This window comes from Pseudomonas sp. NPDC087804 (genome assembly GCF_044742965.1).
Taxonomy (GTDB): domain Bacteria; phylum Pseudomonadota; class Gammaproteobacteria; order Pseudomonadales; family Pseudomonadaceae; genus Aquipseudomonas; species Aquipseudomonas rustica.
Window position 1 is genome coordinate 650,974 of record NZ_JBIUVN010000001.1, and the last position, 19,317, is coordinate 670,290.

Sequence of the window (19,317 nt, forward strand, 5' to 3'; positions counted from 1 at the left end):
TCAAATGACTAACTGGAAGTCCTAATCGGCTGCCAATATAACCATAAAGTTATGGGTGTTTTTTAGGAATAAAAAATATTCGAAAATTCTAGAGCGCCCGGTACTTGGGACTTCCAGCGATTTAGTGTGCCAAGTGAAGCTTGGGAAAAAATTTAGTTTACATGTATTGACAGTGCCAAGAGGCGCTCTTGACCTTCAAAATGGATTTGGGTTTACTGCTCGCCATCCAATAGTTGGACGGTTACAACCCGCTCTTTAAAAAATCGAAAGTGGTCGATCTAAGGTTTGGCGAATATCTCGTAAAAAAATAGAAACCATAGATCTGACCACATATTAGAGGAATGGTAATTGAAAGATCTTCCTGGACATATTTTGGGAACTTATAATCTGAAGCTAGATTCAACCAGTACTATCGCCGAAATAAGACGGCATGAGGAGGCAGTTAGGCGATACGAAATTCTCAAGGACTATTTGACAGGAACAATTAGTGCTGATGTAGCTATGGAGATTCTTTGCATCAAGAAGTCTCGCTTTTACAAGCTACTTAAATACATGACGGGAGCTAAAAGTTACAGGGCACTGGTATCGAATGTGACAGGGAGAAAGCCAGGCCTGACAGTGACAGATCCTGAGACACTGAAGTTAATAGAGGAGATGTTCGAGGAACATTACCCTAGCCACAAGACCATCGCTGCGGTATGGAGACATTGTCAAACCCAAGCCGATAATCGGCGGACGCTTAGGCCGAGTTACCATACCGTCTCGACTTGGATCAAGGCCAAAACAGAGTCGCTTCTTTACGAGATGACTCACACAGGAGACCAAAACAAGCAAAGGTATGGGGCAAAGCCCGGTTATAAAGCTACTAAGAGACCGTTGGAGTGGGTTCAGATCGACCACACTGTTGTCGATCTTATGGTAGTGGATGAGGAAGACAGAACTGTCGTCTTGGGACGTCCTTACATAAGTATAGCGGTTGATTTGCATACACGTGTGATACTTGGTTTTTACGTCTCATTACTTCCGCCAAGCGCTGTATCTGTTGCAATGCTTATGGAAAACTGCGCCTTGCCCAAAGCGGAGTTTCTGAAAAGCCTAGGACTCCCAGAACACTTGCTTCCCTACTACGGATTGGCGGAAGTCATCCACACTGATAATGCAAAGGAGTTCATATCTGACGTATTCGTCCTAAACGCCAAGGACTTTGGCATTGACGTTGAGCATCGAGATATTCCCGAAAAACACCAAGGTGGCCATATTGAAAGTCTGATTGGAAAGTTGATGATCCACACGATCCATCCGCTGCCAGGCACCACAGGCTCCAATGCTCAGCAGGGTAAGCATCTGAAAAGTAACAAGAAGTCTGCAATAGGGCTAACTGGGCTGCGCCGTATGCTGGCCTATGCCCTACACGCCTACCATCAGACGAAACACTCGGAGCTAAATAAGACTCCCGCGCAAGCATGGGAGGGTCACTTTTCTAAAAAACCGAACAGTCGGGTTTTGGAAACGTCCCAGTATGAAGACTTCAAATACCGGTTTTACCCAGAAGTCTCTAATAAGAAAGTCGTGCCGGGAGGTATTGAGATTTTTCGCAGATTTTATTACGGTCGCTTACTTAAGGACAGGGTTCGCGACGAGGTGACAGTTAAGTATGATCCACACGATTTGAGTTTCATTTACGTAAAACTTGGCGAGATTTTCGAGAGGATTCCTTGTGTGCGCAATAGTTTCTGTAGGAGTTCGGACTATGAGACATACCGTTGGCAGCGCCAGCAAAAGGGAGATCGAGATGGCACCATGACGAAGGAAGGAGCGCAGTCTTATGGAGAAATTACCAAGCAAAAAAATAAGGAAGTAAAATTAACTACTCAGGAAAAGCGCAGGAGGAAAACGGTAAAAGGAAAAACTGACTATAAAAAACAATCAGGTTTACACGGCAAAAAATCAGAAGTTGACAGCACACTGAGCCGTGTTGCTCCGAACACACCCAGCACTACCGGCAAGGCAAATCAAACCGGTAAGTCATCTAAGAAGTCGAATATTTTTGATATTGGCGGTTTCTTCAAAAAGACCGAAGATGTTGACTACAACCAGCCTCCGACTTTTTACGATAGCAACTAATTAAACGCCTATATTGTACTTAACCTGAGCGCATGGGCTTGTCTTTGTTGTCTCTTATTTAGACATCAGCCTGAAGGCATTCATGCGCTCACACTTTTGTGAACTCCCATGACAGATTACTCGCACGTACACCCTGCATCTCAAATTCACTTCAATGAGCCAGACGATGTTCGTCTTATCACCTGTTCCAACGATTTCTGGGTGCACCATCCTAACGCTCAGAAAATCATACTAAGGATGGAAATGGCAATGAAGATGCGGAACAAGATCAACGCACCCAGTATGCTCGTTACATCTCCTGGAGGAGGAGGCAAAACTGCCTTGATTGGTGAAATGAAGGCCCGGAATGCGACGAACGAAAACAAAATGATCTTCGTGACCATGCACCAAAGCCCTAATGGCTACTCACTAAAGGATCTTATCCTGGGCGAACTTGGTTTGGGGGTAGGGCGAAGGGCGCGGCAAGGCCATAACATTACTCCTGAACTTCAATACATCATCAGGACTGAAAATATTCGCGCTATCGTTATTGATGAAATTCATGATGCACTAACATTAACCGAGCTTCAGCAGCGCATCAATCTTTCGCTTCTGAAGAATTTGTCTGGCTCCACCTACGGCCTCTCAGTGTTTGCGTTCGGGGTTCCAGATGCAGCGCGTGTACTTCGGCAGGATCCTCAGCTTGAACGTCGATATCCCGTGGTGGCCCTTAATGGGTGGGAAAATGGCCCAGAGTTTCGCAACTTTGTGTCCAGCTATATCCACCATTTGCCACTGAAGAAAAAAACCAACTTCCAAGATCAAGTGCTCTTCCTGAAAATCATGAAAAAAGGGCAGGGTATCACCGACAACGTCGTGAAAATTCTGCAGGCATCGGCGATGGCCAGCATCATTGATGGTACCGAACACATCAACCACCTTCACCTTGATAACATCGATGAGATCATGGCGAATTTTAACTATGCACTTCGTGGCGCAGAGATGCCCCCGGAAGAAGATGAGCAGTCTGCATAAGATGAAGCATGATCTGTCACTTTTAAAAAAACGCCAGATCGCCCGCGCAGTACTGGAAGGCCTCCACGGCTTCCAGTATCTCTGGCCTGAACGCAGAGAGGTTATCGAGGCTTTGGACAGAGTAGCCAATTCCGATGAAGCCATTTTTCTGATGTTGCGGGGGGCGGCAGGGGTAGGAATCAGCTCAATACTTGAAGAGTTCGCTTCGAAATACCGTAGCCAGGTTATTTTTGTGACGCCGCGTCTTTATTCAAAACGGCTAAACATGATTGGCCAAGTACTTCACGCTCTTTTTCCATATAGCAATTTCCGGAGCCACACATACGTACCGAACAGCTTGATGCAATTCCGTCGGGCCGCGCGAAAAATTATTATTTTCGACGATTTGGATATCATTTCTAACCAAAACGATACGCATGAGGTTCTCTTTGACCAGCTCCAACAGCTTGCACGGTGTCCAAGTGAATTCAAGATTATTATGTCTACGAGGAACAAGAGGCTGCTCGGTGATTACTGCCGGGTAAGGCGCGTCAAAAGCATGGTTGTTCCAGTGTCTGGAATAATATCGGCAGCCGATGTAAAAGACGTTGTTCAAAGATTTTCCGACTGGTGCAATGGGCAATTCGATACTTGCGTTCAATTTCCCTGCATGTCTCAACTCTTCAAACGTGAGCAAGATATGCCTATCGACCGCATTATTTATGCGTGTGAAACCATTTATTGCTCAGAACTTTTGAAGGCGTCCAGCAGTTTCAACGAGAAGATGTCTGATTTTACAAAAAAACCAACCACTTCTGGGTCGCTTTATCATTTGTCAGACCTTCGTCATGCCGTTGAATATGAAGCGTTCGGCTGACATACCTCGAGCACAGAGTTCGCCAAATTACGCTATGCAAATGACAGCGTCGCCAAATATTTACCTTCCAGCAAAGGAATAGCACCAGTGAAATCGACAAAGCCCGTAGTGCCGGAACCCCTAGCAGACGAAACGCTATCTTCATGGATGTGGAGAGTGAACTCTCAAATACCTATTATCTCCCATGTGCGATTCAGTTCGCCGGAAGGCGAGATCAAAAATCGCGACTCAATGGAACTCTGGGCTGAACGGTTTGAAGATCGTGATCTATTGAATGAAAACGTTTATGTTGAGTTATTCAAAAAAACATTCAATATCTCTCAGGGTTGGTTAAGTAAGCGATTTCCTGAATTCAGTCGACCGACCATACCGACCCAGTTCAGAAGGGCGTTTTGTTCGCAATGCTTTATGGCGTCCTTCGAACAGGTAGGCACTCCGATCAGTAAGGTTCAGTGGTGCTACCTAACCAAGCCATTCTGTGATTTACATCATATTCCACTGCACGACTCTTCGATTTTTTTTATAAATCATGACGATTACACAATTCAGGCATTTGTGTCCTACTGGGATGACCCTAAGTTTAAGGAAAACTGCGATGCCATCTGTGACGTCTGGAGGATGAGGAATAGTCTGGCGCTAAAAGCACAACAGCGCTTGCACAAACTGACTAGACTCGCGTCCAAATCTGGACAGAGTTTCAATGTTCAGATGTTCATGGTGACATTAATGAGGGCCATGATGAGTCCTGCGCTCCATCACGGCTATCCCAAAATCGCATTTCATCATTGGGGTGGCAGCGACCCGTATGCGGGCCTGGGGGTTCACGGCGATTTCTACCAGGAAATCTATCGAAGCACTTCCTTGGCTCGGCTGTACGCTCTTTATTTTAGCGCTATTATTTTGGGCTGGATTACCAGTGAACAAGCGCGGAAGACTCTTCATGAAGGTTATTTTTCGCCTTGGAGCACTGACGCGATATGGTTAATACTCGACAAGACATCAGGATTTCTGAGCTTGCTTTTTTCTGAACTTAAGCTTTATGAAACGTCATACCTAAACTTAAGATCGATGGAGATCCCTAAATTGATTCGGATTCGTTACGATGCGTAAGATCAGTACACTCACTTGGGTGCCGGGATGTCTAGTGCATCGCCCTGGTACCTTTTCGTATCATCACTTTGTTGTTGTCTTACATGTGGACTTGATTACTTTGGAGATCCTAACTTACGCTCTCCAATTCAAGGAAGGGTGTGATGATATATCTAAGCCATCCTTGATCAATACATTGAATCCTCATGGTTTCTGGTTGTGGCAAGCAGATCAATGTGATTTGAATAGGCATACGGCGTCGGTTTTGGCGTCACCAAGACTCGCCAGGGGGGATTTCGATAGTTTTGGCCCTCTACGCGTCATCCGTAAATTCCCATCCGCCAAATTGAGCCTCTTAGCTAATCGCCTCATGAAAAGTTTTTACGATTTAAACGCCAGTCAACTCGGTCATCTGTATAGTCCCATACGGACTTCCAACAATCTTCTGCTCCAAAGAATCAACCGCTCGGTTGAATACGCTAATGGATTTTGCACCACCCAGGGCTAATTTATCTGTTGCTCATCGACAATAAAAGTTTTCGTTCAATTTGTATGACGTTAAATCATATATGAGTTTTCGTGCGCAAGCCGCCGGCATCATTGAATCAAGGCCGCGGCTTAGGTACAGCGAACTGCTCCGACGTTGGAGCATTAAATCCGCTGCGCGCTGATTTCGTAGCATCGGAATAGCCCTGTAATCCACCTTGCGAAAAATGGACAGCTCGCTCAGGAATGTAGTCTGGAAGTGTTGACACTGTGTACCTATCTGACGCGTGGCGGTGCCATGCACCCATTGAATTCGACCAGTGAAGCGAGGCCGTCGACGGGTTTTTGATTTGCCGATGCTGTTGGCAGGGCCCCACCTTTCTCGACTCTGGCGTCTAGTCGCATAATCAGGTCTGACTTCGGAAATAGAATGGGGAGCACAGGATCGTGATTCAGATAAGTGCCTTGGTTTGGGTTTACCTAACGTTTACAAAAAACTCGCTCGAAGCAAAGGAAATTAGGCATATTTATGCGTAGACGCATTTGATTGTGATCCAGTGCAAGCTGAATCATTTTCTGTTTTTCTTCCAGTACTCTCGTACAGACGACAATGCTAATCCCAACTGTGCCGCTGCCTGCTGCTGAGTCGCGCCGACCGCCTTGAGATCTAGCACCGCTCTCTCATTCTCAGCATTCAACGGCTTACCCCGACCTCGCTTTACAAGGGAGCCATCCCTGTCAAATTGCTCGCTGAGCGCTTCCATTCCTCCAGCGGTATGGAAATTTGAAACCTCTATTGCAGATCCACGGATCACTTCAAGAGGCTGCTTTCCATCTTTGTGAGCAATGCACAAGGTAAGCATCGCCACTGGACTCATTCCAAGCGACTCAGCCAGCTCTGCAAATTTCTCCAGTGTGATGCTCGTTTCAGCATTCTCCAGAGCACTTACCTTTCGCCGGTGGGTGGCATCCGAGACGTCGGCGTACTTGGCACGTCGTATTACGCGGAGCGCACGAAGCACTCCTGCAAATGCGGTTCTCAATTCCATGACTTGCCCAAAAGTCAGGATATAGCCACAATTGACCAGTACGAATAAACGTCAATATTGTGTATTATTCGCCAATCACCGCCTACACTAGCGTTATCCATCTTGCGATATTGCACCGCGGTGCAGCTGGCGATTTTTCCCAACCCTTGCTGCATCGCCTTCGCGATGGGTTCAACCGAGACCACTGATGTTCAGAACAGACGACAACGATTTGGCAGGCGTCCCAGGAGTTTTCGGGGAGGGCCTTGCACACTGGCATGCAGTTTCCAGGATGCTCAGGAAGCACTGGTTCCACCTCACTGTAAAAATGATCGTGAAGGGCAGGGCGCAAGAGTTTGAGCTAATGGTCAATGACGAGCCCAAGCTTCAGCAAGTGCTCCAGTCACAAGACGATGAGGTCTTCGTCAAAGAGATTCAGATTGTCACCCCAGCCAACATGAATGGTGGCGACGCTTGGCGGATGGAGAAGGTAGAGAGCTTGGCCCTGGGGCACGATTCGGATGGTGACGCCGTCTGTGTAGTGACGGTTGAGGGTGGCTCGATTTACCACGACTCGTATCGTTCCAGCTTGGATGTGACAACGCTGACCAATGTGCGCACTCTTTACGATCGCAATGTTGGGCAAGGCGCGCACTGACTTGTCAGAGGGGCGGCGTGAATGACTAGAGCGGATGGTAACGAGCTGTTGAATGATGACCATACTTTTACTGAAGGTGTATCGCTGAGCCTGGATGAGGCTCGTGCACTTGTGTCCGAGCACTTTCCTAGGAAAGCTTATTGCTTGGTCGAGCAGTGGACTCTTTTTCAGGCAGACGTATCCGCTGATGATCTGGCCAAGATTCACGCGGCTGGGCATCTTCCATTGGTGGTCTTTGCCCATCGAGTAATAGAAGATAGCCGTGGTCGCTTTCGACCTGGTGATTGGGTGCGGTCGAGTATGTGCATATCATTCGACGGTAGCATCCTCGCTGAGACCAAGAACACGGTGTACGTTTTGGTCGGCCCCGGTCGACGCCAAACGGCGAGTCTCAAAACGATTTTCTCTTTTTTCTGATCGCGTATAGCAGTGGTCAGTCCATCTGGTAAGGACACTTAATGCCCGGCTCCATCGATGTAGATTTTCACAGCAAACAGCATTCTGACTTTGATCTCCAGTGCATAGCCGGAGCCATTTCCCAAGGCTTCGCTGAACCGGTTACTGCATACCTCACTGAAGCGTTCATCAAGTCTCGGACATGTGTTGGAGTCGTATTCGGACATCAAGGGGACGACCCTCACGGAAGGTTCGAAGACGGCCGGATTATCCAAACCGGTGTTGTGGTGATGGCTCAGAAGGAAGGGGGTTATTGGGTCTTATCAGATGAGGCGGGCAGCAGGTACGTGCTTGTTACATTTCGCCAGGAAGGTGGGAGCGAGAGTCTGCTCAGTTATTTGAAAACGGCAGAACCGCAACCAGAGCTACCTTGCTGAGTTCGACATGAGCGATATTCCTCCAAACGAAAAGGCTCTACCCGAAATCAATATTGAAGAGTTCAGAGCGCGTTATCCGCAGCTTTTCTCGGATCCCAGAGTCGATGAGATTTACTGTGATCCAGGTTGAGGCGGTCTTCTCTTGGTTCTCTGCGATACCTTGCAGTCGCATCTAACGCGGCATCCTGACGTCACGCCGGTGACTGTCGCCCAAAGTGCGGGGCTCCTGGCAGGCTTATGGAAGAGCAGTGGGTTAGCACGCTGTGTTTGACCCACGACGGTAGCAGTACCGAATAAAACCGTAGGATCCCACTGATTCAACTGGGGTGGCGTGCCGCTTTCGCGGACGGCTGTCGTGAACCGAGCCACTCCGCGTCTCGGCCCTGCCGGGCTTCCATCCTCACGTCTACGGCCGGGGCGGCCTGCGCGCTCCGCTTACTAGGATGCGACAAGCTAAATTGCCCTTGAGTGACTTGAGCGGACGATACGCTAGATATCATGAATCACTGCTCGTCCGCGTCCTGATCAACATCATAGGGTGCCTTGTCTTTGAATTTCAAAGCTGCTGCAGAGCTAGGTTGAACCCAGCTTCGGCATCCTTTTCAATCTCTGAGTGCCCATCGCTGATGGTTGGCCAAGGTATTTCGAGCTTTTGCAACTGATTTTTTACGAGTGCAATCGCATTAAGTTAGATCGGGCGCTCGTAGACATAAATATACTGTCTTCTTGAACGCAGCAAATCCCCAGCGGGCCATAATCTCATCCAGTACAATCTAGTGCCAGTATATTTCCGAGACGTAGAAGTGAGGGTGTGCGAGTGTGCACGATGCGTGTTCTCTAAACGTTTAACGTCTTCGCGATAATGCGTGATTATGCGCTCGCGCCCGCACAGATACAATATCTGCAGTTTGACCTGAGCCTAATGGTATATAGGTAAAAAGCCATCGCTACTCGATCTGTTGCTTTCGCCTACTCACGTTAATCACAACAGCACAAGACTCTTCATCTATATTACCTTCCCGCGTTTGCCGAGATGGGGGGCAGCGAGTGTAATTAGTTGCTGCCGCATGAGTGATAACCTAGCCAATCATAAAAGAGGTTGAGTCCGTGAATATATAATTTTAGTCATTTGCCCAGATTTTGATTCATCAAGTTATCAAGAATAGGTAAATTATTAGCAGCCTGCCATTCGTGTAAGTTCTTGCAGCCTACATCATTAAGCTTTGCTAGGTCACTGCGTAAGTCACATGTCGCGAACCATTTTTGTCGAAATGTAGAATACTTCGCAAAGTCTTCCCTGTTAGGTGGTTGGATAGTGGGGAGGCGTAGTGCTGATAGAACCAATAGAGCGGATGCGCCAATACAAATTGAGTAGCTCTTGTAGCTCATAATAACTTCCCGTAGCTGAGTGCTTTCGACGTTTTGATTTTAATTTATGGCTTCTGCTGATTTCATAAAATATGAGGTGAGTTTATGGTGTAACTTGATCGACGAAAGATCCATTGTTGTCGTATGCTGTCTTTACATTTATTAGAAAATATTCTAGTAGGGTGGTAGATCTCTTAAACTTCAGTTAGAACCAAAGAATTATATTGGAGCTGCAACAAGGCGAGACAGTACGTGCATTGCCTAAGGTTATGAGATTCGCTTCGATCAATATATTTAAAATCCATATAAGCACTGTATGTAAACTTTTAACACTCATCCAGAGCTACAATCCACCAGTGCTGTAATAGCTGCACGAACACTTCCTGAAGTCAAATTCTCAAGACAAAAACCATCTTGAATTTGCTGGCTAATTTTTCGAATGACCGAACCCACATTTCGTACTGAACCTATCGCTCCCCCAGCAAGCAGGCGACCTCCACAGTCCAAATTAATGAAATAACAAGCATCAGCTGTATTTAGCGTTTCAATAATCCCGCTTTGTTCAACTAGGCCAGTAACCTGTATCGTCCAGTCATACTGATTACTCCAAAACCAAGGAACAGGATCATATGATATGTCCTCTCCAAGCATGCTACGAGCCGCTATTTCAGCCTGCGCCTCTGCGTTTTTCCAATTTTCTAAACGAATTACTCGACCGTATCTTGCACTCTCAAACGCGCAAACATCCCCGCAAGCGAATATAGACTCGTCTGAGGTAGTCAAACGAGCGTTGGTTTGTATACCGTTCTTCACTGATAAACCTGATGACTCTGCGAGGTGGGTGCAGGGTCTAACCCCGATGCCGTATACCACAACATCACAATCAAGCCGCTCGCCTGATTCAAACAAAACGCTTTGCACACTCGAATCACCAGTTAGCGAAATAACCCGAGTATTGAGATGAAATATTACACGTCGTGAAAGATGCATATTCATAATTATACTGGCAAACGTTGCCGGCACCGAACGGCCCATTACTTGTGATGTAGCTTCAATAATGTGAACATTGCAACCGCGCTCCACAGCTGCTGCAGCAACCTCTAAACCAATAGCACCGGCTCCGATGATGGCGAGACGGGTCTTCGGTTTAAGCGCGCCGGCTATAGCGTCCGCGTGTTCAGGCGTACGCAGAGGCCAAACATTCTCCAATTCAATACCAGATATGGCTGGTACATTGGGTTCAGCACCGGTAGCGAACAGTAGACGGTGATAATTCAATGTCGTCCCATCAGCCAAAATAACCATCTTTTGCGTACGATCGATAACCTCAGCCGGATTTCCGAGAACGACATCGATATCCTGGTCTTTGTACCAGTTTCGTTGAAAAAACGTACAAGACTTGGCTGTTTTTTTTCCCAATAGAACTACTTTCGATAATGGAGGTCGATTATATGGAAGATGGCTCTCAGCGCCTATCAAAGTTATTGGGCCAGTCCATCCATTTTTACGTAGTGCTGCGGCGGCTTTGGAGCCACTATGGCCTGCACCGATGATTACCATTGACAGCTGTGTCACGTTCACTTCCTAGAATTTTACGAGGAGTATCGTTGTTTATCATTCTTGTTTTTCAGCAGCACAAGCCAACATTGCATCGCCGAGCACCAAATTACCTTGCTGATTTAAAGCTTGGCCTGCACCGGTAATATCGCGTTTTTCCTTGTTTTGGCTGAGCTTGGATTTACCTATCAGTTTCGTGATTTCAATCTCAATGCCGACGATATTTTTGAGCATCATATCGATAAAGTCTTTCGGTGAATCAGTCATTTTCCAGGGGGTCGCGAAAGACTCCTCATGTTTTCGCGTGAGACGCGCAACGATCCCACGAACATAGCGCTCATCATCTCGAATAGTTACGCGCCCATAAGCGTGGGCAACCATATAGTTCCAGCTCGGAACTTGCTTGTGAAACTCATGTTTGCTGGGATACCACTGAGGGGAAATGTACGCATCAGCGGCTCGAAATACGACCATGACTTCTTCCCCGTCAGCAATGTCTTGCCATACGGGGTTGTTTCTAGCTACATGACAATGAAGAATATCCGGCTTATTTTTCGAACGTTCCAGTTCGAATGGAAGATGGTTGGCGTCCAAGCCATTTTTACCGTTTGTGAAAAAGATTCCTAATGGGAAACGCTGGATAAGCTCGTATAGCTTTTCTTTATTTGGCTCACTGAAGTGCGGAGGTACGTACATGATGTTGTCCTTTAGGTCGTGTCAGTAAATGAGATTTTTTAAAAGTTATTGATTGATTTACCTTAGAGTTCAACCATTACGAAGTCTGACTTTCCTATTCCGCATTCGGGGCAACACCAACTTTCGGGAATATCCTCCCATCGAGTGCCTGGGGGAATTCCTTCCTCTGGTAAGCCTTGCGCTTCGTGATAATTAAAACCACACACAAGACATATCCAGCTCCTAAATTCAGTATCATTCAACGCAATGTTGGTGTCTCGTTCGGTTCGTGTGCTCATCTTCCGGTCTCCTTGAAGCGTTCGCCTGACAAAATCAGCGAATGGAGATATTGTCTGTGTTATCTGGCTTTCTGTTTAGGGCCAGTTTCAATAATTTTTTGTGAGCCAGAATTGTGGCGAGACGTCCTGTTGCAGTAGATATTCCAGCTATCGGCGCCTTGGATCGATCACGGGGCAGCCTTAGCCGCCAGCTGGCGGAAGCCTTGCGCGAGTCCGTTAGGAAAGGTGATCTGAAGCCGGGCGACCCTTTGCCTTCATCACGCACTCTTGCAAAGTCCTTACAAGTGGCCAGAGGTATCGTTAGCGAAGCCTTTGAGCAGTTAGTTGCGGAAGGGATATTGGAGGCGATGTCCAAGTCAGGGACACGTGTATCGGGAGCTTTGGCAGTGCTTCATGGAGAAGGGACTAGATTATCAGCCACCCCACTTGCGGGCTCCAAGGTGATGCCTGCCTCACTTAAACGCTACGAGCGGGTAGCTAGTGAGTTTATGCCACTTCCAAATGTCCCCTTCGCAATTTCTGTTCCGGTTAATCAGACCGCTCCGGACGACATTTGGCGCAGATTAGGAAATAAAGTGAGAGCTCGCGGCCCAGGAGCACCTTCGGGTTATGACGAGCCGCAAGGTGCTTTAGTGCTCAGAGAAGCTATTGCGGATTATGTGCGGCGTTCACGCTCCGTTCGGTGCACCGCTGACCAGGTGGTTATTACCAGTGGTATTCAACAGGCTTTGTATCTCTGCTGCCAAATTTTGCTACAGGAAGGTGACAGCGCCTGGGTAGAGGTTCCAGCGTACCGTGGACTCACGGCGATCCTGGATTATTCAGTCACAGGCGTTCGAACGGTTAATGTGCCAATCGACACTGAAGGTCTCGATGTGTCCGCTGGCGTGGGATTAGCGCCAAATGCGAGAGTTGCTTTCGTAACTCCCTCTCATCAATATCCGCTCGGAATGCCTTTGAGCATGAGCCGTCGAAATGCACTACTCGAATGGGCTCGTGAACAAGGCGCTTGGATTGTGGAGGACGATTACGACAGCGAACTTCGTTACGCAGGACATCCATTTCCGGCTTTACAGGGCTTAGACCCTGATCGAGTCATCTATCTTGGGACATTTAGCAAAATACTATTTCCCTCTCTACGAATGGGCTATGCCATTGTCCCAAGCGGCATGGAAAATGCGTTTTGCGGCGCTCGCATTTTGATGGATCGACATCCGCCGAGCGCGGATCAACATGTGTTAGCCGCATTCATAAACGAAGGACATCTGGACAGGCATATTCGGCGCATTAGAGGTGTGTACGCGGAACGACGACTTCAGCTTGTAAAACTTATAGAGCAGCATATGCCAACCGAGTTGGCTTGGCTTCAGCCAAGCGACCAAGGAATGCACGTAGTTCTCTGGCTTCATAAGGCTGCAGACGACCTCCAGATTTCGCGTGATGCTCTGACATCCGGGGTTTCTGTTCGTCCCTTGTCGCCCCTGTATCGCCAAGGCCAGAGCCTGCCAGGCTTGATTTTAGGGTTGGGGGACTTCGAGAATGATCAGATCATTACTGCCATCACAATTTTATCGAGCTTGATCTCCCGCGACTTCAACCGATCGTAGAAGATTCCTACCTAAACGGTAAAAACAGATCTAATGGATGTGTACATCGTGAAGGCATTGTAGCGAGGGGGGAAGACGTGCAACGAAATTGAGCCGAGCGCCCATAGCAGTCTGCCTTCCTGAATCAAGGCGACCGTTTCGGCTGAAAATGTGGAGAAGGTGGTAAGGCCGCCACAGAAACCCGGGATGATCAAGAGACGCCATTCAGGGCTGAGGGTAGGTGAAGCAGCCAAGAAGGCTATTGCCAGGCCAATGATGTAACCCCCAACCATATTCGCGACCACAGTACCTGGAGGAATCGTCGGGAACAGAGTGTTCAGCTTCATGCCCAAAAGCCAGCGCAACCAAGCTCCCAGTGAGGCTCCAATGGCAATGACGATTAATGACTTAAACACAGCAAGCTCTCCTCATCAGACCTGTGTGGTTTGACAGGAAGAGGGATGCATGAAAAGTGGGAGGGAAACAGCGGAGTAAAATCATAGCCTGTCCTAAATTGGAGGACAGGGAGGCACACCTACGCGCCCTGTCCAGGGTTCACGTAGGCATCATCAGGTTGTTGCCAGGCTGCACTCTCTTCGTGAGGACGCCACCCAGCATTGGCGTGCTGCAGTGACAGGGTAATGATTCTGAAAAGGAATGGGTTTGGTTTCTTATTTATCGCTTTTTCTATACTTGCAGAATACCGATCATGTCCACTCCAATAAGCATAAGAAAAGAGGGGCATATGACTGCATTCGCCACCACTGACACCACGGTAAAGATGGCAAGGTCAAAATATCGATGGGTGGTTCTGTCCGTTATCGTCGTTGTTTACATGCTAGCCGCTGCCGATCGTGCCAATATTGGTATCGCATTGCCTTACATCCAAAAAGAGTTTGGTGCAACGAACGCTCAAGCCGGCTTGCTCGTCAGCGCGTTTTTCCTATTTTATTCGTTGGGGCAAATCCCAGCGGGTTTTTTGCTCAGCCGCGTTGGCGTTCGTTTGGTCGCGCCTATATCAATTGGTTTGACGTCTGCTGTGACATTACTCATCGGAACCGCGCATAACTTCGGATTGCTGAAGATATACCGGTCAGCACTTGGTGTCGCAGAAGCAGCGCTGCCGTTGTCGATGCTAAGTACGATCAATCGCTGGTTTCCGCCGCGAGAGAAGGGTTTGGCTACGGGCGCTTTTCTTTCCGCAGCAAAGATGGGAGCGGTAATTGCCCCTCCAATCGGTGCGGCACTCATCATGCTCGATGGCTGGCGCACAATGTTTTTTGCCTTTGCCATACCTGGAGTGCTGATGGCGCTACTGTGGTGGTGGCTAGTACCTAATGAACCGCGCTCAAGCCGTCGGGTCAACGATGCGGAGGCGTCTCATATCGAGGATCAGACGAAAGATGTCACCGGATCTGCACGCACTCACAGGAGCTTCGGTGCATTCGACAGGGCGCTACGCTACAAACAGATATCCCCTTTGGCAACGTCACGTTCTGTGTTCAAATCGTGGAATATTTGGGGATGCGGTCTGGGCTATTTGTTGATGACCGGTGTAGTCAACGTACTCCTCGCCTGGTTGCCGAAATATTTGGGAGAGGTGAAGCATTTCGAGTTGATGCAAATCGGCTTCGTTGCATCGTTACCCTTCGCCGGGGGCGTTCTAGGCAACATCGCCGGCGGCTGGCTATCAGACACGATTTTAGACCGTCGCAGAAAACCGACGATGATGATCAGTGCTGTTGCAACCTGCTTGATGATGATTGCTTTGGTGTATGCACCGAATGATCTTCTCTCTGTCAGCCTGCTTCTGTTTGGAACTGGATTCTTATTAAATATCGGCTATTCATCGTTTTCCGTGTACTCGATGGGCCTGACCACTCGAGCCACCTATCCTGTTGCCGCCTCTTTGGTTAATAGCGCCGGACAAGCGGGTGGTGCCATGGCTCCTCTCATTACCGGCATGCTTCTGGACAGCTATAGCTGGACTGCTGTATTCATTTTCCTTGGAGTATGTTCGCTTTCGGCCCTTTTGTTTGTGCTTTCGATTACCGAGCCTGCAGACATAATTGAGCCCGAGAACAATGCCGGATAATCCTCTCAGACATTTATAGGAAGGTTGCTACACCGTGATTCATATTTATCGTCAGTAATTTAATAAGCGAAATAAGGAGCTCGGAACCTCTCCGGCTCCTTTTTAGCTTTGCAGTTGGCGCGAGAAGTCGCAGAGTTCGACCGCGCGAGCGGCCACTTCCTGTACGAATGCAGAGGGTCGATCATTTCGATACATTGCCATGTAAGGAACAGGTGGCAATCCGGGATCTGTCCGTATAACCGTCAACTTCCCTTCATTAACTAGAGGGCGAAAGCACTCTAATGGCAAATAGGTAACTCCCATCCCGGCTGCAGCCAGTCCGAGCATTGCCGTTAGACTGTCTGAGGACAGCGTTTTGGGTAGTTCGATGCCAAGTGCCCCTAGCCACTTGTTCACAAACAATCCAGACCCCGATCTTTTCCCTTGAACCAGCACAGGGTATTTGGCCAGTTCGGCAAGTCCGATAACACCTGAATGGCCTATAAGGCCAGGCGCAGCCATCCAAGCGTTTTCAACGTTGACAAGCGGAACTGAGGTCACCTCAGGCGCGGTAAACGTGTCGGGAATGATGATGATATCCACCAGATCATCCATGAGCTTTTCATGAAGGTTGCGGCTCATATCTACATCGGGCTCCACTGTCAGCCCTGGAAAGTCTGCTACCAACCTTGCTATCAGCTTAGGCAGCCATGTCAGTGCGGTAAGCTCTGTGATTCCGAGCCTGAGACGTCGCGTGGACAAGTGAGTCCCGTCCTTCAACGAAGTAATTCGGTCGGCAAGACTCAGCATTTCCCGAGCAATAACCAGCAACTCTTCACCAGCTGCTGTAAGCCTTGCACCACGTTGAGATCGGTCAAAAAGGCGTAGGCCGGTTGACTGCTCAAGCTCCTGAACGCGCTTGGACATCGCTGACTGCGTTGTATGAAGGTGATCGGCTGCACGCTCGAATGTCCCAAGACGCTCGATCCAATGAATCGCAAGGAGTTGTCGTAAAGTAATCACTGACATTCCTAATAGGCATGTATGAACATAGAATAATATCGCTTTTTCTATTTAACAGCACCTTTATCCTCAGAAAGACTTGCCACCCTGAGGAACACACATGAACGCTATTGTCCCAACTCCAGAGCTCAGTTCGCTGCTGGCGGCTTATACCCGCACCTCGACATCGATTATCAGCGATTGCCTCGATCGTCTCCCTGGCGCTTCACTTCAGCCATTTCATTGCATTGAAGGCACTATGGCTGGGATCGCTCTTACCGTGAAAGTGCCTTGCGGCGACAATCGTGCGATCCATCAAGCTCTAGAGCTTTTGAGTCCTGGTCAAGTTTTGGTTGTCGATGGAGGTGGTGATGTTAGTCGTGCTTTGATGGGAGACATCATGGCTGCTATAGCAGAAAAAAAAGGAGCGGTCGGAGTGGTCGTGGATGGGGCCATCCGTGACCTGGCGACTATTGGCAAAGGTGTGTTCCCAGTGTTTGCCCGTGCAGGTATCCATCGTGGCCCTTACAAAAACGGGCCAGGTGAAATTAACGTTCCCGTCTGCATCGGCGGCATGATCGTTTCGCCGGGCGACTTCGTCGTTGCAGATCATGATGGTGTCGTTGCTTTCCCTGCGTCGCAAGCAGAGAGCTTGCTGCAAAAATGCCACGAGACCGAGCAAAAAGAAGCAGAGCTCATGAAGCAGATCGCGGCGGGAACCTACAAAGGCGCCTATGCGGCCCACTGAACAGGAAAACAAAAAAAATGAAAATTGGAATTATTGGTGCTGGTGAAGTTGGGCTTACGTACGCGCGGCCGTGGTCGTCTGCTGGGCATGAAATCGTCTTATGTGATTTGAAACCATCCTCCAGGGCGGAGGCATTCGCTGCCGAATTGGGGCTAAGTATCTGCACATCAATTTCAGACGTTGTTCCTGACTGCGATGCTGTGGTGTCCTGTGTGTTCGGAACAGTTTCGCTGGTAGTTGCTGAGCAAGCGCTTTCTGCCATGCAGGAGAGTGCCCTTTACGTCGATATGACAACAGCGGATCCGGGCCAGATTAGGACGGCTGCAACATTGGCTGAGAAGCTTAATATCCAGTATGTAGATGTCGCTATTCTGGGAGCCATCGCTCTTACTCACGAGAAAACCAACTTGCTTGGCGCAGGGGAGGGGATTGATCGTGCTATGAGCCTCTACTCTTCTATAGGTGCTCCCCTCAAGCCAGTAGAGGATGGCGTTGCGGGCGACGCGGCTGCGCTGAAAATCCTGCGTAGCGTCTTTACCAAAGGGCTGGAAGCGCTGACGATTGAATGCTTTATGGCTGCAGAAAAGCAGGGAGTAACAGACAAGCTCCATGACGCGTTGAGCGACATCGATCAGGCAAGCCTGCGCGACTTTCTCGGGGCTTTGATCCGCACGCACGTAGTACATGCGCCACGTCGCCTGAAAGAGGTTGAAGAAGCAGAGCGGCAGTTACGGGCTGCCAATATGCCAGTGTCTGTATTGCCAGGTGTTAGGGATCTATTTCAGCGCACTGCCGAGCAAATCAATGCGAATGCCCTCGATACAAGCACACCAACATTGGATCAGGCGTTTGATTGGCTATTTAAGGCGAATGAGATCAGCAGGAAATAGTTTCGTTTTCTGAAGGTGAGTGTCGGGAAATCGACTCAAGTGCAGGAGGCGAAACACCTTAATTCTAACAGTGGCTTAGCCCGATGGGCAGGCCACATCTTCTCGGGCATATTGAATCGCCGATAGTATAGCGATGCATAAATGTGGAAGCTCTTGAACAGGTGGATTGATGTGATCTACCACACCATGTGTTGCTATACGCGCAGGTGCTTGCAGAGATTTTCAAGGCCTTGGCTTCTTGGTTTGTTTTGTCGTAAGCGACCGGGGAAGTCATCTTCCGAATACGCGCCAGGAAGCGATCACGCATCAAAGCGCCTTGGCCATAACGACCGTTGGAGTTGAAACCGTAGCCGATGACAGGTTTGCCATCGCGAATCACATCCGTGATAACAGCGACGACCGAGCAGGTCATTTTCGAAAAATCGATGTAGGCATTGGCAATCGGGGAGGCAATAGAAACGGTTTTTTCACGGATGTCTACGATACGCATGACGGGTTCCTCTTGTTGTTTGTGACCCCACGTTATGCGTTGCGATGACACCCGCCCAATGCTATTAATGCCGCGCCCTATGCACAGGAGGCATTGCCCTTGGAACTCGTTTGGCTAGAGGATTTTTCAGCGCTCGCGGAATACGGAAGCTTTGTTCGGGCGGCTGAAGCGCGCCACGTAACTCAGCCCGCCTTCAGTCGTAGAGTCCGTTCTTTGGAGAACTGGATGGGCGTCGAATTGTTCGTACGCACTCCCCAAGGAGCGACCTTAATCACCGATGTCGAAGAACTCCACGCTCGCGCCAAGAATCTCCGCTGCGGCTTCAGCCTCGCTGCGACGCTCGGTTTTGACCTTGTCTTCGGACATCTCGCCTTTGCGCCAGAGCTTGGCCGACTCACCTCTTTCTCCGTAGGAAAGGCACACGATGTGAACGGCGTGACCTTGTTGGGCGTGCAGGGCGATGGCACCACCTGCGCGCCAGACGAAATCGGCAGAGTGGGCGCTGACGACCAGTGCAGTTTTTGTTGTATTGATCATGGG

At 48.8% G+C, this 19,317-nt stretch carries 16 protein-coding genes and 3 pseudogenes; 11 read left to right on the top strand and 8 right to left on the bottom strand.

What is annotated here, in order from left to right:
• Window positions 1-348 precede the first annotated feature (348 nt).
• From ACIOMO_RS02855 to ACIOMO_RS02870, 4 genes are all read left to right on the top strand, one after another.
• A complete protein-coding gene (locus ACIOMO_RS02855) occupies window positions 349-2,124 on the top strand; it encodes a Mu transposase C-terminal domain-containing protein (protein ID WP_401237935.1) in 1,776 nt (591 codons plus the stop codon).
• Window positions 2,125-2,232: 108 nt separating this feature from the next.
• Window positions 2,233-3,138 (top strand): TniB family NTP-binding protein, encoded by a 906-nt coding sequence (locus tag ACIOMO_RS02860; RefSeq protein WP_401237936.1) that lies wholly within the window; start codon window positions 2,233-2,235, stop codon window positions 3,136-3,138.
• Complete coding sequence (locus ACIOMO_RS02865) at window positions 3,122-3,994, top strand: hypothetical protein (protein WP_401237938.1); 873 nt, start codon at window positions 3,122-3,124, stop codon at window positions 3,992-3,994. The genes ACIOMO_RS02860 and ACIOMO_RS02865 overlap by 17 nt, the downstream gene beginning before the upstream one ends.
• Before the next feature lie 87 nt (window positions 3,995-4,081).
• A complete protein-coding gene (locus ACIOMO_RS02870; protein WP_401237939.1) occupies window positions 4,082-5,104 on the top strand; it encodes a hypothetical protein in 1,023 nt (340 codons plus the stop codon).
• Between the two features lie 1,034 nt (window positions 5,105-6,138).
• On the opposite strand, the gene ACIOMO_RS02875 is transcribed toward ACIOMO_RS02870, so the two are convergent.
• Window positions 6,139-6,618, bottom strand: coding sequence for an XRE family transcriptional regulator (locus tag ACIOMO_RS02875; protein ID WP_401237941.1), 480 nt, complete (start codon window positions 6,616-6,618; stop codon window positions 6,139-6,141).
• A 187-nt stretch (window positions 6,619-6,805) separates the two neighbouring features.
• Between ACIOMO_RS02875 and ACIOMO_RS02880 the strand changes: the two genes are divergently transcribed.
• Together ACIOMO_RS02880 and ACIOMO_RS02885 are read left to right on the top strand one after the other, a co-directional pair.
• Complete coding sequence (locus ACIOMO_RS02880) at window positions 6,806-7,255, top strand: hypothetical protein (protein ID WP_401237943.1); 450 nt, start codon at window positions 6,806-6,808, stop codon at window positions 7,253-7,255.
• Between the two features lie 21 nt (window positions 7,256-7,276).
• Complete coding sequence (locus tag ACIOMO_RS02885; RefSeq protein WP_401237944.1) at window positions 7,277-7,672, top strand: DUF6957 family protein; 396 nt, start codon at window positions 7,277-7,279, stop codon at window positions 7,670-7,672.
• Window positions 7,673-9,789: 2,117 nt separating this feature from the next.
• Here the strand turns inward: ACIOMO_RS02885 and ACIOMO_RS02890 are convergent.
• The 3 genes from ACIOMO_RS02890 to ACIOMO_RS02900 form a co-directional block, all read right to left on the bottom strand.
• Window positions 9,790-11,031, bottom strand: a complete 1,242-nt coding sequence (locus ACIOMO_RS02890) for an NAD(P)/FAD-dependent oxidoreductase (RefSeq protein ID WP_401237946.1) — start codon at window positions 11,029-11,031, stop codon at window positions 9,790-9,792.
• A 39-nt stretch (window positions 11,032-11,070) separates the two neighbouring features.
• Entirely contained in the window at window positions 11,071-11,709 is a 639-nt protein-coding gene (locus tag ACIOMO_RS02895; RefSeq protein ID WP_401237947.1) for an FMN-binding negative transcriptional regulator, read from the bottom strand.
• Between the two features lie 62 nt (window positions 11,710-11,771).
• Entirely contained in the window at window positions 11,772-11,987 is a 216-nt protein-coding gene (locus ACIOMO_RS02900; protein ID WP_401237949.1) for a rubredoxin, read from the bottom strand.
• A gap of 113 nt (window positions 11,988-12,100) precedes the next feature.
• On the opposite strand from ACIOMO_RS02900, the gene ACIOMO_RS02905 reads away from it, so the two are divergent.
• The gene (locus ACIOMO_RS02905) at window positions 12,101-13,594 is read left to right on the top strand and encodes a PLP-dependent aminotransferase family protein (RefSeq protein WP_401237950.1); all 1,494 of its coding nucleotides are present in this window, start codon (window positions 12,101-12,103) and stop codon (window positions 13,592-13,594) included.
• Window positions 13,595-13,605: 11 nt separating this feature from the next.
• On the opposite strand, the gene crcB is transcribed toward ACIOMO_RS02905, so the two are convergent.
• The gene (gene crcB, locus ACIOMO_RS02910) at window positions 13,606-13,989 is read right to left on the bottom strand and encodes a fluoride efflux transporter CrcB (RefSeq protein ID WP_401237952.1); all 384 of its coding nucleotides are present in this window, start codon (window positions 13,987-13,989) and stop codon (window positions 13,606-13,608) included.
• A 329-nt stretch (window positions 13,990-14,318) separates the two neighbouring features.
• Between crcB and ACIOMO_RS02915 the strand changes: the two genes are divergently transcribed.
• Window positions 14,319-15,668, top strand: coding sequence for an MFS transporter (locus ACIOMO_RS02915; RefSeq protein WP_401237954.1), 1,350 nt, complete (start codon window positions 14,319-14,321; stop codon window positions 15,666-15,668).
• A gap of 102 nt (window positions 15,669-15,770) precedes the next feature.
• Here ACIOMO_RS02915 and ACIOMO_RS02920 read toward each other — a convergent pair whose 3' ends face one another.
• Window positions 15,771-16,670 (bottom strand): LysR family transcriptional regulator, encoded by a 900-nt coding sequence (locus tag ACIOMO_RS02920; RefSeq protein WP_401237955.1) that lies wholly within the window; start codon window positions 16,668-16,670, stop codon window positions 15,771-15,773.
• 100 nt (window positions 16,671-16,770) lie between these two features.
• Here ACIOMO_RS02920 and ACIOMO_RS02925 point away from each other — a divergent pair, with 100 nt between their 5' ends.
• A complete protein-coding gene (locus ACIOMO_RS02925; protein ID WP_401237957.1) occupies window positions 16,771-17,397 on the top strand; it encodes an RraA family protein in 627 nt (208 codons plus the stop codon).
• 17 nt (window positions 17,398-17,414) lie between these two features.
• Window positions 17,415-18,287: an NAD(P)-binding domain-containing protein gene (locus ACIOMO_RS02930; RefSeq protein ID WP_401237958.1), complete on the top strand. Its 873-nt coding sequence runs from the start codon at window positions 17,415-17,417 to the stop codon at window positions 18,285-18,287.
• Window positions 18,288-18,528: 241 nt separating this feature from the next.
• Here ACIOMO_RS02930 and ACIOMO_RS02935 read toward each other — a convergent pair.
• Window positions 18,529-18,777: pseudogene (locus tag ACIOMO_RS02935) on the bottom strand (mandelate racemase); the annotation flags it as partial.
• Window positions 18,778-18,876: 99 nt separating this feature from the next.
• On the opposite strand from ACIOMO_RS02935, the pseudogene ACIOMO_RS02940 reads away from it, so the two are divergent.
• Window positions 18,877-19,047, top strand: a pseudogene (locus ACIOMO_RS02940) (LysR family transcriptional regulator); the annotation flags it as partial.
• Here ACIOMO_RS02940 and galB read toward each other — a convergent pair.
• Window positions 19,048-19,314, bottom strand: a pseudogene (gene galB, locus ACIOMO_RS02945) (4-oxalmesaconate hydratase); the annotation flags it as partial.
• Window positions 19,315-19,317: the final 3 nt, after the last annotated feature.

Bases quoted from the DNA above. Each gene is read 5' to 3' on its own strand.
- ACIOMO_RS02860 (WP_401237936.1), top strand. From the start codon at position 2,233: ATGACAGATTACTCGCACGTACACCCTGCATCTCAAATTCACTTCAAT.
- ACIOMO_RS02865 (WP_401237938.1), top strand. From the start codon at position 3,122: ATGAGCAGTCTGCATAAGATGAAGCATGATCTGTCACTTTTAAAAAAA.
- ACIOMO_RS02875 (WP_401237941.1), bottom strand. From the start codon at position 6,618: ATGGAATTGAGAACCGCATTTGCAGGAGTGCTTCGTGCGCTCCGCGTA.
- ACIOMO_RS02880 (WP_401237943.1), top strand. From the start codon at position 6,806: ATGTTCAGAACAGACGACAACGATTTGGCAGGCGTCCCAGGAGTTTTC.
- ACIOMO_RS02885 (WP_401237944.1), top strand. From the start codon at position 7,277: ATGACTAGAGCGGATGGTAACGAGCTGTTGAATGATGACCATACTTTT.
- ACIOMO_RS02895 (WP_401237947.1), bottom strand. From the start codon at position 11,709: ATGTACGTACCTCCGCACTTCAGTGAGCCAAATAAAGAAAAGCTATAC.
- ACIOMO_RS02900 (WP_401237949.1), bottom strand. From the start codon at position 11,987: ATGAGCACACGAACCGAACGAGACACCAACATTGCGTTGAATGATACT.
- ACIOMO_RS02915 (WP_401237954.1), top strand. From the start codon at position 14,319: ATGACTGCATTCGCCACCACTGACACCACGGTAAAGATGGCAAGGTCA.
- ACIOMO_RS02925 (WP_401237957.1), top strand. From the start codon at position 16,771: ATGAACGCTATTGTCCCAACTCCAGAGCTCAGTTCGCTGCTGGCGGCT.
- ACIOMO_RS02930 (WP_401237958.1), top strand. From the start codon at position 17,415: ATGAAAATTGGAATTATTGGTGCTGGTGAAGTTGGGCTTACGTACGCG.